This window comes from Nocardioides gilvus (genome assembly GCF_003194605.1).
GTDB classification, from domain to species: Bacteria; Actinomycetota; Actinomycetes; order Propionibacteriales; family Nocardioidaceae; genus Nocardioides; species Nocardioides gilvus.
On record NZ_QHKY01000002.1, the window covers coordinates 402171 to 415316 of the forward strand.

The following is a 13146-nucleotide window of genomic DNA, read 5'->3' on the forward strand; positions in this document are numbered from 1 at the left end:
CCGCTCAGTCCCGCAGGACCGGGACGCCTGCGCCCTCGACGAGCCATTCCTGCTCGAGCGCGGCGAGCGTGCCGTCCTTGCGCAGCGCGGCGAGTGCGCGGTTGACGCAGTCAGTCATCGCGCTGCCCTTCTCCAGCAGCAGGGCAAACTGCGGTCCTCCGTCGGCCGTGAACTGACCGACCACCTTCGCGCCGGGGATTCCGTCCGCCATCCGCACCGCGGCCGCGAAGTCGGCGACCAGCGCGTCGACGTCTCCGTCGAGGAGCGACTGCTCGGCTGCCTCGGAGCTGCGGAGGGCCACCGGCTTCACGTCGGGCTCGACGTCACGACGGACCGAAGCGAGCGAGGCCGAGCCGCGCTCGGCACCGAGGGTGAGCCCCTCGAGGTCGTCGATCTCGCGGACGCCGGCCGCAGCTGACTCCTCAAGCGCCACGACAGCCTGCGGGAGCGTGTAGTAGGGCTCGGAGACGTCGACGTCCTTGGCGCGGTCGTCGGCGTCGGCGAACTGGGCGAGATGGAAGTCGAACTCCTTCGCGCCGGGCTCGTGGGCCTTCTCCGGCGGCACGGTCAGCCACGTGACAGCGACGGCGGCATACCCCAACTGGTCAGCGACCGCGTGCGCGACGCCCGACTCGAAGCCTCGCCCGTTGGCCGGGTCGTCCCCGACGAACCACGGAGGCTGCGCCGACCCGTCGGTGGCGATGCGCAGGACGCCTTCCTCGCGGGCACGGCCGTCCGCGCAACTCACCAGGTCCCCGGTGCCGGAGTCGGCCATGGGGGTCTGCTCGGCGGAAGTCTCCTCCACGGCCGACCCGCATCCGCCAGCGGCGAAGACCAACGAGAGGGAGAGAGCGACGAGCGTTCCGCGCAGGAGCATGCAGAGCACTCTAGGTCGTCAGGAAGCGACGGTCGTCACCACACCGGCCCGGGCAACCGGATCACTCCACACCTTCGCTGCCCGCCGCCAACGCAGTGCCGACCACGCCAGGAACGGGCTGGCGAGCAGCACGATGAGCCACCACGGAGCCGCCACCGTCGCCGCCGTCGAGAAGACCATCGCGGTCAGCGTCGTGCTCAGGGCCAGTTTGGCCGAGTATCCGATCATCACCGTGGGCGGGGCCGGGGTCGCGCGGGCCGAGCGCAGATTGACCGCGAACGGCCGTCGGATCGACCAACTCATCGAGACCGCGACCACCTGTGCCGTGACGACCAGCACCGTGCAGACGATCGCTGCCATCTCACCGGCGGTCGGGACACCCGCGCGCAGGGACGCCAGGCCCACGGTGATCAGGGAAGCCAGCAGCAACCACTCGGCCAGCACCCAGCTGCGGGCCCGGAAGACCGTGATCGCGTCGACCGGGAGACTCTCGCGCCACAGGCCTCCGCGGCCGTCGAGCGACCAGATGTTGACGCCGAAGAGCAGGACTCCACCACTCACCACCAGGCCGGGCAGGATCACTACGTTGGACCACTCCAGGGCGCCGGCGAAGGCGACCAGCCCGGGGCCGATCGCCAGGACCAGCATGCCGCGCCGCATCGGCACCGCGCGCCAGACCGACGCCCGGTCGATGCGCACGAGCATGGCCAGGACTCCGCGTGGGTTGGGCCGCGCCTCGTGCGCCGTGGACTCGGCCTTCAGCTCGTCACGCGGCATCCGCCGGGCCGCCACGTGCGCAGCCCACCCGCCCAGGAGGAGCGAGACCGCGGTGATCGCCAGGAGCGCCAGGGCCGCGAGGCACCAGCGTACGGAGAAGCCGGAGAGGCCGGCCATCAGCAGCTGCAGCGTCGGCACCGCGTCGAGCACGTCGAAGAGACGGTCGGAGAGTTGGAGCCAGGCCATGAGGCCGGCGAGCGCCACCCCGGTGAGGCGTACGGTGGCGACCCCGTGCGGACGACGACGGACGGCTTCGGCGCACCACCCGATCACCTGCGCCAGGGTGGTGGCCGCGACGATCCACAGCACGACAATGGCCAACAACCACCCCAGGTCGGTGGTGCCGCGGCCGTAGGAGGCAGCGCCCAGCAGGAACCACGCCTGGAGCATCCACGCAATGTTGAGCGGCGCCATCAGCAGCGCGCCCAGGTGGTCGGTGGTCGGGCTGACCGGGTAGGCCACGGCGCTCTCACCGGAGAGCAACTCGCGACCACCACCCGATGCGATCGCCGAGGCGACCGCCAACCCCAGGAAGCCCACCATCATCGTGGGCATCAGCAGCAGGACGTTGAAGGCCATGCCGTCGGCGTCACCCGCGCCGGACGCGAGCAGCGGGCCGACCACCGCGGCCAGGGTGATGGCCACCAGGACGGCGACGGCGGTGCGGACGACCTTGGGCTTGCGGACCGTCCCGCCCCTGAAGCGCAACAGGTGGCGGGTGTCGGCGACCGCACGACGGATCTCCGCCGGGCGCCAGGGTGAGACCGAGTCGGCGTACGTCCGCAACTCGGTCCTGTGCTCAATCCAGGAGGGCGCGGTAAGCATGGGCCCCTTCCTCTCCCTGCAGATCGATGGAATCCATGTCAGCGACGCGGGCGCCACCCCGCAGGACCAGCGCGGTCGAACAGGTCTCGATGGCCAGCTCGCGCAGGTGGGTGGAGAGCAGGACTGCGGCCCCGCGGGCGCGGGCGTCGGCGACGATCTCGAAGGTTGCCTCGACCCCGATCGGGTCGACCCCGTCGAAGGGCTCGTCGAGGAGCAGTACGTCAGGCTCGTGGAAGGCAGCCAGGATCACCGAGAGTCGTCGACCCATGCCGTGGGAGAAGCCGCTGGTCACCCGGTGGGTGACGTCACCCAGCTCGAACTTCTCCAGCAGGTCACGGCCTCGGGCTTCCCATCCGGTCATCCGACGCAGATTGGCGGCCAGCTGGAGGTGCTCCCACGGGGTCGCGCGCGGGACCAGCCCGCCGACGTCCGGGCAGTAACCGACCGCACGCTTCACGCCCAGGGTGTCGTGGGCGACGTCGATCCCGGCGACCACGACCCGACCGCTCGTGGGCGGGACGACACCGGCCAGCACCCGCATCGTGGTCGACTTGCCGGCGCCGTTGCGTCCCAGCAGCGCGGTGGCGCGGCCGGGCAGGGCCGCGAAACTGACGCCGACGACGGCCTCGACCTCACCGAAGCGGACGTGGAGGTCGTCGACGAGGACGGCGGGAGTTGGCATGGACATCACCCAGTCGATTGTTCACGAGCACGTCGGTTCTGGGGCGGGTTTCGCGAGAATGACAGTGGCCACGCGCGGCACCCTGGCCCATCAGCCGGGTGGAGCCACCCCTGCCGGGCCGATGCAGATTCGGTCGCCACCACGTCGGACGTTCGGCGCTGCTGAGTGCCGGCCCACGCTCACGACGGGCCCGTGAGGCGCGAGTCTCCGACAGGGTGGTCGCCCTGGGCATGTGCGGTCACACTGGACCCATGGACCTTCGACCCAGCCGCGTCATCGTCGCTGCCTGCGCGGGACTGATGCTGATGAGTGCCTGCTCGGCCGACGACCCCGCCGACGACCCCGCGGCACCCTCGCCGGGTCAGAGCGCGACCAGCACTCCGGGTCCCACGGCCGGCGGGTCCGCGTCCCCCGACGCCGATGGTCCCGCTGAAGAGACTGCTGACCCGGTCTCGGTCCCGGGCGTGGCCGCGCAGACCCACACCGGTACCCCACTCCGCCTGGGCGCGGTGCGCGAGCAGACCGCCGCCTACACCTCGTACGACGTCACCTGGCGGGCCCGCAGCAGCGGGCCGGGTGCGTACGAGGAGCCGCTGCGGCTGAGCGGCGTGCTCAACGTGCCGCGCGGGGATGGCCCCTTCCCCGCGGTCGTGCTGGCCCACGGCTACATCGATCCGGCCGTGTACCAGAGCGGCCAGGGGATGACCCGCGAGCGCGGATTCCTGGCTGATCGCGGCTACGTCGCGCTGCACGTCGACTACCGCGGGCACGCCCGCTCGGACCCCGACCCGAGCGGTGGGGCCGACGTACGCCTGGGCTACGCCATCGACGTGATCAGCGCCGTCGACGCGCTGCGTGGGATCGCTGAGCGAGACGGTACCGACGTGCCCGTGGACCCGGATCGGATTGCGCTCTTCGGCCGGTCGATGGGCGGTGGGGTGGTGCAGAAGGTGGCAGCGATCTCACCGGGGTTGGTCGACGCAGTGGTGGCCTGGGCGTCGGTCTCGTCGCTGGAGGCGGAGAACTTCGACCAGTTCATCCGCGACGACAACGACGAACGCCTCGACACGCTCGTCCGCGCCCACGGCCTCCCCGAGGACTCCCCCGACTTTTGGGAGGGCGTCTCCTCGCGTCCCTACTTCGACCGGGTCACCGAACCGTTCCTCGCCGTGCACGGCCGCGCCGACGACACCTGTCCGCCGCGGTGGGCTCGCGCCACCCAGCGCGCGATGCGCCGCGCCGGGGTCGACTCCGAGCTGGCCTGGTACGACGACGGGCATGCCTTCGGTCCGGCGTTCGTCGCCGCGATGGAGCGGACCTTCTCGTTCCTCGACGAGCACCTGGCCTGACGCGCTGCCCGCCCAACGCGAACTGCCTGCGTGGTGACCGTCGAAACGGCCGCCACGCAGGCAGTGTGAAGCGTCAGTCAGTGATCGACCGACTGATCAGGCGGGGAAGGACTCGCCCTTCGCTGCCATCGCCTCCAGGTAGGCGCCCGGGAGGAAGCGGTCACCGTAGGCAGCAGCCAGCTCCTTCGCGCGCTTGATGAAGGCGTCGATGCCGATCTCGCCGTCAGCGGCCTCGTAGCCGGTGATGAACTGCGCAGCACCACCGAGGCGGGCCGGGAAGCCGATGCCCATGATCGAGCCGATGTTGGCCGCAGCGGCCGAGGTCAGCACGTTCTCCTCGAAGCACTTCGCGGTCTCGAGCGCCTCGATGAAGAGCATCCGCTCCTGGATGTCGACGAACGGGATCTGCTGCTCTGCCGGCGGGAACTCCTCCGTCAGGCCCGACCAGATGCCGGCGCGCTTGCCGTCCTCGTAGTCGTAGAAGCCCTTGCCGACCAGGCGCGAGGAGCGACCGATCTCGATCATGCGGTCGACGACCTGCTTGGAGCCGTCCTTCGGCAACTGCAGACCGGCCTTCTCCACTGCGGCCTCGGTGGCCTTGCGGATCTTGACCATCAGCTCGAGGTTGAGCTCGTCGGAGATCTGCAGCGGCCCGACCGGGAAACCGGCCTGGGTCGCGGCACGCTCCAGGGAGACCGGGTGGACGCCCTCGCCGAGCATCGCCAGACCCTCGTTGATCTGCACGCCGATGACGCGCGAGGTGTAGAAGCCACGGCTGTCGTTGACGACGATCGGGGTCTTCTTGATCATCTGGACCACGTCGTAGGCCTGGGCGAGCGCCTTGTCGGAGGTGCCCTCGCCGCGGATGATCTCCACCAGCGGCATCTTGTCGACCGGTGAGAAGAAGTGCAGACCGATGAAGTCGGCCGGGCGGTCGACGTTCTTGGCCAGACCGGTGATCGGCAGGGTCGAGGTGTTCGAGCAGAGCAGTGCGTCGGAGTTGACGAACGGCAGGATCTCGGCGAAGACCTTGGCCTTCAGGTCCGGGTCCTCGAAGACGGCCTCGATGACCAGGTCGCACCCGGTCAGGTCGGACGGCTCCGCGGTCGGGGTGATCCGGCCGAGGATCTCGTCGCTCTTCTCCTGCGTGATCTTGCCGCGGGAGACGGCCTTCTCGTTGATCTTGGCCGAGTACGCCTTGCCCTTCTCGGCGTTCTCGAGAGAGACGTCCTTGAGGACGACCTCCATGCCGGCGCGCGCACAGACGTACGCGATGCCCGCGCCCATCATGCCGGCGCCCAGGACGCCGACCTTCTTGGCGACGAACTTCTCGACGCCGCCGGGACGCAGCGACCCGGAGTTGATCGCGGAGAGGTCGAGGAAGAACGCCTGGATCATGTTCTTGGCGTTCTGGCCGGTGACCAGCGAGGTGAAGTAGCGCGACTCGACCCGCGAGGCGGTGTCGAAGTCGGTGGAGGCACCCTCGACGGCAGCGGAGAGGATCGCCCGCTGCGCCGGGTAGTCGGCACCCTTGAGCTGCTTGCGCAGCAGGGCCGGGAAGGCCGGCAGGAAGGCAGCCAGCGCAGGTGAGGACGGCTTGCCACCGGGCATCTTGTAACCGGGACGGTCCCACGGCTGCTTGGCGGCGTTCTCGTCGTCGGCGTTGGCCAGGATCCACGCCTTGGCCGCGGGGAGCAGCTCCTCGCGGGTGGCGACCAGCTCGTCGACCAGACCCTTCTCCTTGGCGGCTGAGGCCTTGAAGCGCGGGCCCTGGAGCAGGACCTCCATCAGCGCGGTCTGCAGACCGAGCATCCGGACGGTACGCGTGACGCCACCGCCGCCGGGAAGCAGGCCGAGGCTGGCCTCGGGCAGGCCGATCTGGGTGCCGGGAGCGTCGAGCGCGATGCGGTGGTTGGCGGCCAGCGCGATCTCCAGGCCACCACCGAGAGCGGCGCCGTTGATCGCGGCGACCACCGGGACGGGCAGCGTCTCGAGCTTGCGCAGGGTGGCCTTCATGCCTTCGACCTCCGCGAACATGCGCGGGCCGTCGGCCTTGGTCACCTTCATCATGCCCTTGAGGTCACCACCGGCGAAGAAGGTCTTCTTGGCGCTGGCGATGATGACGCCCTTGACGTCGCTGCCCTCGGCAGCGACCTCGTCGGCGAGGCGGTCGACGACGGCGGCCATCGAGCGGGCGTACAGCTCGTTCATGGTGTTGGCGCTGGCGGTGGGGTCGTCCAGGGTCAGGGTGACGACACCGTCGGCGTCCTTGTCGTAGCGGACTGCGGTCTGGTTCGCTTCGTTCAGATCAGTGCTCATGTGTTTCTCAAAACCTTTCTGCGGACCGGAGTCCGACTCAGACCAGCTCGACGATGGTGGCGATGCCCATGCCGCCGCCGACGCAGAGCGTGGCGAGGCCGCGACGCTGACCGCGTCGCTCGAGCTCGTCGATCAGGGTGCCGAGGATCATGGCGCCGGTCGCACCGAGCGGGTGGCCCATGGCGATGGCGCCACCGTTGACGTTGGTGATCGAGTCGTCGATGCCCATGTCGCGCATGAAGCGCATGGCGACGGCGGCGAACGCCTCGTTGATCTCGAAGAGGTCGATGTCGGCCACCGTCAGGTTGGCCTTGGCGAGCGCCTTCTTCGCGGCGGGGCCGGGGCCCGTCAGCATGATGATCGGGTCGGCTCCGGAGACCGCGGTGGCGATGATCCGGGCGCGCGGGGTCAGACCGAGGTCCTTGCCGACCTGCTCGGAGCCGATCGCCATCAGCGCGGCGCCGTCGACGATGCCCGACGAGTTGCCGGCGTGGTGCACGTGGTTGATCTTCTCGAGCCAGTGGTACTTCTCCAGCGCCACGTCGTCGAAGCCGGCGTCGCGGCCGATCCCCGCGAAGGAGGGCTTGAGCTTCGCAAGGCCCTCGGCGGTCGTGCCGGTGCGGATGGTCTCGTCGTGGTCGAGGACGATCTGGCCGTTGATGTCGGTCACCGGAACGATCGCGTTCTTGAAGTAGCCGGCCTCCCACGCGGCGGCGGCGCGCGCGTGCGACTGGGCGGCGTACGTGTCGACGTCGGTGCGGCTGAAGCCCTCGACGGTCGCGATCAGGTCGGCGCCGATGCCCTGGGGCACGAAGGCGGACTTGAAGGCGGTCGCGGGGTCCTGGGCCCAGGGGCCACCGTCGGAGCCCATCGGGACGCGGCTCATCGACTCGACGCCACCGGCGAGGATCAGGTCCTCGAAGCCGGAGCGGACCCGCTGGGCAGCCTGGTTGACGGCCTCGAGGCCGGAGGCGCAGAAGCGGTTGAGCTGCACGCCCGCGACCTCGTCGGGGTAGCCGGCTGCGAGCGCTGCGGTCTTGGCGATGTCGGCGCCCTGCTCACCCACCGGCGAGACGACTCCGAGGACGACGTCGTCGACCCGGCCGGGGTCGAAGCCCGGGTTGCGGTCCTTGACCGCTTCGAGGAGACCGACGGCGAGGTCGATCGGCTTGACCTCGTGGAGGGTGCCGTTGGCCTTGCCCCTTCCGCGCGGGGTCCGGATGTGGTCGTACACGAATGCTTCTGCCATGACCGTCCTTGCTGGATCTGCTTGGATCGTGAATGTGAACCGATTGTGACACTATGACTGTCACAGTCGTCAAGAGTACGTGCAGAACGCGGTCCACACCATGGGTGATCCGCCTCACACGTGCTGGGCGGTGCGACCGAGACGAGACCCAGTCCTGGAGGTGTGATGGCAGAGCAGGTGGAGAGCCCGGCGGAAGCCCTGGAGGCGGCCCGCGAACTGCTCACCCTCGACGAACTCACCGCGCGGGTCCAGATGAGCGTGCGCAACGTCCGCTTCTACACGACCAAGGGGCTGGTCCCGCCGCCCATCCGGCGCGGCCGCTCGGGCTACTACACCCCCGACCACGTGGCCCGGCTCGCGCTGGTCCAGGAGCTGCAGGCCCACGGGTTCACCCTGGCCGCGATCGAGAAGTACGTCGCCGACATCCCCGACGACGCCTCGGCCGAGGACGTCGCCCTGCACCGCACCATGGTGGCGCCCTGGATGTCGGACCACCCGGTCGAGCTGTCCCGCGCAGACATCTGCGGGCGCGCCGGACGCGAGCTCGCCGACGAGGACTTCGACACCCTCGAGGCGATGGAGATCCTCCATCCCCTGCCTGACGACCGCTACCAGGTCGCGGTCACCCAGCTCGCCGTCGGGCTCGGGCTGCTGGAGATCGGCTACCCGGTCGAGGCCGCCAAGGCCGCCCGCGAGCTCTACAACCGCCACGGCCAGGAGATGGCACGCGAACTGCTCGAGCTCTTCCGCACCCAGGTCTGGCCGGCCTACCGCGAGTCAGGCATGACTCCCGAACGACTCCAGCAGGTCGTCGAGCGGATCAAGCCGCTCTCGGTCGCCTCGCTCGTGACCGCGTACGAAGCGGCGATGGACGCTGCGACGCGCGAGGACATCGCGCGCCGCAACCGCTGACGTACGCCCCCCGCCTCACTCGATGCGCGTCACCAGCGGCAGCCTCGAGCGCGCGCTCACCCAGACGATCGCGGCGGTGAGGAGCGGTAGCAGCACCACGATCGAGACGATCAGCAGCCACGGGATGTCGATGTAGGGGCCGGAGTTGCCGGAGTACAGGTCGCCCCGGGTGAGCGCACTGGCCATGCCGAGCCCGGGCACGAAGCCGACCGCAGCACCCAGCACGGCCCCGGTGGCGCCGACCAGCAGGGCGTACGACCCGGCCACCGCGCGCCGCGTCCGTGGCGCGCCCCCGACGGCCGACAGGGTCGCCAGGTCCGGACGCGCGTCCGAGAGCGCCAGGAAGGTCGCGGTCAGGGTGCCGGCCAGCATCAGCACGGCTCCGGCCACGGCCACCACGAGCAGGACCGTCTGCCACTCCTGCGACCTCGGTCCCCGCTCGATCCACGCCTCAGCGGTGGGGTCGATCTGCTGCAGTGCCTTGGTGATCAGCTGCTGCGTCTCCTCGTCGGCGACTCCACTCAGATGGACGCCCGTGACGATCGGTTCCAGGCCCCGGTCCCGAGCCAGCTCCTCGGGCAGCATGGCGATGACCGACGCCACGCCTTCAGTCCTGACCAGCAGCGCAGGCAGCGCGACCTCGAGGTCCGGGGTGCGCGCCACCTCGTCCTCGTAGTCCCGCTCGACGACTCGCGACAGGACGACGTCACGCTCCCCCTCGACCTGGTCGGTGAAGACCACGGCCCTCCCTGCCGCCAGGGCTTCGTCAGCTCGTTCGCGGACGTCTTCGCTCAGGTACACGTGACTGGTGTCGGGGGCGATCCCGATGGACGAGGCACCTCCTCCGCCGTGTGACATCGGCCCGAGGTCGTTGCCCTCGACGTCGTGGTCGACCTCCCAGTAGACGTAGTCGCCCTCCCGCTCCGCCTCGCCCAGGTCAGGACTCAACATCGGTGTCACCTCGACCTCGGGCGCGGCCTTCCCCGCCACCTCGGCGAGTGCGATGAGGCCTGCCTCGGCGTCCCGGCCCTCCTCCTCGGGGCTCCAGATGATCTGACCGTCGCCGACGGCGTGCGCGTAGATGTAGGTCTCGACGTACTCCTTGTCATCGCTGGCCACCGCGATCCCGATCGCCACGACCCCAGCCACCGTCGCAGCGACCGCGGCGACGGCTGGGACCGTACGTCCACGGTGGCGCGACGCGTCGCGAGCGGCGTACCTGACCGGGAGCGGCAGCGGGCGTGCGAGTCGGGCCACCGTAGTGACGAGCACCGGCGCGACCAGGATCATCCCGACCATCGCGGCCACGGCGGAGGCGGCTACCGGGACGGCACTGGTGTAGTCACCCTGGGTGCCGAACCACGCACCCGCGACGCCGATGAGCAACAGCACCAGACCCAGCACGGGCGTACGCGGGTCGGGTGCAGCGTCCGCGCGCCGCCCGGCCATCACGGCGACCGGGTCCTGGCGCGACGCCAACCAGGCCGGGACCACGGCGGCGGCCAGCGCGGAGAGCAGGCCAAAGACCGCCACCGGAACCAACCAACCCCACGGCACCTCGAACGGGCCGAACCATTCCCCGTTGAACCGTTGCACCAACGGCTGGAACACTCTCGCGGTGGCCACGCCGAGCACCAGACCGAGCGCGGTCGCGAGCGTCCCGAGCACCAGGCCGGCGGCGAGGATCACCCGGCGTGCCTGCCTCGGAGTGCCGCCCGCCATGGCGACCAGGGCCAAGGTACGGGCCTGGCTCCGCGCGTTGACCGCAAAGGCCGGCCCGGCCAGCAACGCCACCTCGAGCAACGCCATCACGATCACCAGCAGGACCACGGTCAGGGTCTCCGCCTGGTCCCCTCCCCCACCGGTGGCGTCCTGCACCCAGGAGGCGGCCGAGGCGAAGGGCGGGTCCTCGATCACCGCGCGTGACCCGACGAAGAACCCTCGCTCGTTCAGTTCCTGGACGTCGGACCACGTAACCTCGACGCCCTCGACCAACCAGACCTGCGGCGCCTCGTCGGAGGCCCCGGTGTTGCGAGGACCCGTGTCGGCGATGAGCGAACCGATCGGCCCGAAGACCTTGAGCCCGTCGTACGTCGTGGCGTCGTTGCCGACCCCCACGACGACGGCGGGCTCCTCGACACCCGGGATCTCGATCCGAGCGCCGATCGCGAAGCCAGCCTCCACGCTCGGCTCGCTGACGACGACCTCATGGGCACCGGCAGGCAGTCGTCCCTGGGTGAGCTCGAAGAGACCTCGCGTGATCGGATGGGTCAGGTCGACCTCGTCGGCCGTGAAACTGATCAGCCGCTTGTCGGAGTCGCGCACCTCCACCCGTTCGGTGCGCCTCTCCACGAAGTGGGCGTCGGGTCCGAGCACGGCCGCCACGTCCGTGAGGTCGGGGGCCTCGGCGAGACGATCACCGACCGGCCAACGCTCCCAGTCGAAGGGATCGGGCGCTTGGTCGACTGGTTTGCGGTACTCCGACCAGACGAGGGCCTCGGCGGCCCCCATCTTGCGCTCGATGCGCTCCTGGCCCGACACCTGACTCGTGACGACGAGCGTGATCGCCGCGCTGACCACGAGGACGGGCAGCGCGATCATTGTCAGCACCAGGAGGCTGCGGAGCTTGTGCCTGAGTGCGTCGCGCGCGGCTATGCGCAGCGCGAATCCCCACCTCATCAGAGGGCACCTTGTTCGAGTGGATCGCCGTACGCACCGGAGGCCGCTGCCTCGTCGACGACGAGACCGTCACGCAGGAAGACCACCCGGTCGGCCCAGCCGGCGTGGCGCGCCTCGTGGGTGACGAGCACGCCTGCGGCTCCGGCGTCGCAGAAGTCGCGCAGCACGCGCAGCACCTCTTCACCGGTCTCGGTGTCCAGGGCTCCGGTCGGCTCGTCGGCCAGGATCAGGCGGCGCTCGCCGACCACCGAGCGGGCGATGGCGACGCGCTGCTGCTGACCACCCGACATCTCGTCGGGGAATCGGTCGGCGACCTCGGCGATCCCGACCCGCTCGAGGGCGATCATCGCCTTCTCGCGAGCCTCCTTGCGGGAGTCGCCGTCGAGCTCGCGCGGCAGTGCGACGTTTTCGGCGGCGGTGAGCGCCGGGATCAGGTTGTAGTCCTGGAAGACGTAACCCACCGACGTACGCCGCACGCGAGCGCGCCCGGCCACGTCGAGGCCGGAAAGGTCGACACCCTCGATCAGGACCGAGCCCGACGTCGGGGTGTCGAGCCCACCGGCCAGGTTGAGCAGGGTCGACTTCCCGGAGCCAGAGGGTCCCATCACGGCGACGAGCTCGCCCGGGCGGGCGGTGAACGAGACGCCACGCAGGGCGGCGACCCGGGTGGCCCCCTCACCGTGGACACGGGTCACGTTGTCGAGGTGCAGTACGGCGGTCATCGGGATTCCTCCGGCTGGATGGACGAGGCGGTCTTGGTCTGGTGGGATGCGCGACGCAGCCGCGCCTCGCAGTGGTCGAGCCAGCGGATCTCCGACTCGGCGTCGAAGACGAGCGAGTCAAGGACCAGGCTCCAGGCCAGGTCTTCGGTGGCGCTCTGGATCTCGCCGACCAGGGCCCCGGGGCGCCCGGCCCTCTTCGTACGCGTGTGGGCCTGCAGCGCGCTCATGGTGGCGGTGCGCTGCTGCTGGATGAGTCGACCGATGTCGACCCCGGGCAGGGTCACCGCGATCGCCAGCTTGATCGCCAACTCGTCGCGCGCCGGTTGGGTGCGCGGCACCGGGGTGCTGAACCACTCGGCAACCTCCGCGCGGCCGGCCTCGGTGATCTGGTAGCTCACCTGTCCGCGTTCCCCACCAGACTCGGACTGGGTCCCTGCTTCCCCGTCCGCCTCGGTCCGGTCGTCGACACCCCCGTGATCGACGACCGCAACCATTCCGTCGCGTTCGAGCCGGGACAGGGTCGTGTAGACCTGCCCCACGTTGAGTGGCCAGGTCGCCCCGGTCCGCTGCTCGAACTCGGCGCGGAGTTGGTAGCCGTACATGGGGCCCTGCTCGAGCAGCGCCAACAGTGACTGTCTGACCGACATCCGCGTCCTCCTTCCCTCTCGCCACGCGACGTCGCACGTGGATACTCGGTATGTATATCAGGTATGCATACTCGGTATCCGTCATCAGAAGAGATGAAGGCACAAAAA

The 13146-nt window shown here is 70.0% G+C and carries 10 protein-coding genes; 2 read left to right on the plus strand and 8 right to left on the minus strand.

What is annotated here, in order from left to right; translation table 11 throughout:
* Positions 1–4: 4 nt before the first annotated feature.
* Genes DNK52_RS07255 through DNK52_RS07265 form a run of 3 tightly spaced genes read right to left on the minus strand, consistent with a single transcriptional unit; the run spans position 5 to position 3161 of the window.
* On the minus strand, positions 5–877 hold the full coding sequence (locus DNK52_RS07255; RefSeq protein WP_162598666.1) for an ABC transporter substrate-binding protein: 873 nt from the start codon (positions 875–877) through the stop codon (positions 5–7).
* An 18-nt stretch (positions 878–895) separates the two neighbouring features.
* The gene (locus DNK52_RS07260) at positions 896–2479 is read right to left on the minus strand and encodes a hypothetical protein (protein ID WP_110240315.1); all 1584 of its coding nucleotides are present in this window, start codon (positions 2477–2479) and stop codon (positions 896–898) included.
* Positions 2454–3161, minus strand: a complete 708-nt coding sequence (locus tag DNK52_RS07265; RefSeq protein ID WP_239455436.1) for an ABC transporter ATP-binding protein — start codon at positions 3159–3161, stop codon at positions 2454–2456. The genes DNK52_RS07260 and DNK52_RS07265 overlap by 26 nt, the downstream gene beginning before the upstream one ends.
* 251 nt (positions 3162–3412) lie before the next feature.
* On the opposite strand from DNK52_RS07265, the gene DNK52_RS07270 reads away from it, so the two are divergent.
* Entirely contained in the window at positions 3413–4510 is a 1098-nt protein-coding gene (locus tag DNK52_RS07270) for an alpha/beta hydrolase family protein (RefSeq protein ID WP_239455437.1), read from the plus strand.
* A 96-nt stretch (positions 4511–4606) separates the two neighbouring features.
* Here the strand turns inward: DNK52_RS07270 and DNK52_RS07275 are convergent, their stop codons facing one another.
* Entirely contained in the window at positions 4607–6829 is a 2223-nt protein-coding gene (locus tag DNK52_RS07275; RefSeq protein ID WP_110240317.1) for a 3-hydroxyacyl-CoA dehydrogenase NAD-binding domain-containing protein, read from the minus strand.
* Between the two features lie 37 nt (positions 6830–6866).
* Positions 6867–8078, minus strand: a complete 1212-nt coding sequence (locus DNK52_RS07280) for an acetyl-CoA C-acetyltransferase (protein WP_110240318.1) — start codon at positions 8076–8078, stop codon at positions 6867–6869.
* Positions 8079–8243: 165 nt separating this feature from the next.
* On the opposite strand from DNK52_RS07280, the gene DNK52_RS07285 reads away from it, so the two are divergent.
* A complete protein-coding gene (locus DNK52_RS07285) occupies positions 8244–8990 on the plus strand; it encodes a MerR family transcriptional regulator (RefSeq protein WP_110240319.1) in 747 nt (248 codons plus the stop codon).
* A gap of 15 nt (positions 8991–9005) precedes the next feature.
* Here DNK52_RS07285 and DNK52_RS07290 read toward each other — a convergent pair whose 3' ends face one another.
* The 3 genes from DNK52_RS07290 to DNK52_RS07300 are packed head-to-tail and all read right to left on the minus strand — an operon-like array spanning position 9006 to position 13038.
* Complete coding sequence (locus DNK52_RS07290) at positions 9006–11669, minus strand: ABC transporter permease (RefSeq protein WP_110240320.1); 2664 nt, start codon at positions 11667–11669, stop codon at positions 9006–9008.
* The gene (locus tag DNK52_RS07295) at positions 11669–12391 is read right to left on the minus strand and encodes an ABC transporter ATP-binding protein (protein WP_110240321.1); all 723 of its coding nucleotides are present in this window, start codon (positions 12389–12391) and stop codon (positions 11669–11671) included. Before DNK52_RS07295 ends, DNK52_RS07290 begins: the two co-directional genes overlap by 1 nt.
* Positions 12388–13038: a PadR family transcriptional regulator gene (locus DNK52_RS07300; RefSeq protein ID WP_110240322.1), complete on the minus strand. Its 651-nt coding sequence runs from the start codon at positions 13036–13038 to the stop codon at positions 12388–12390. Before DNK52_RS07300 ends, DNK52_RS07295 begins: the two co-directional genes overlap by 4 nt.
* Positions 13039–13146: the final 108 nt, after the last annotated feature.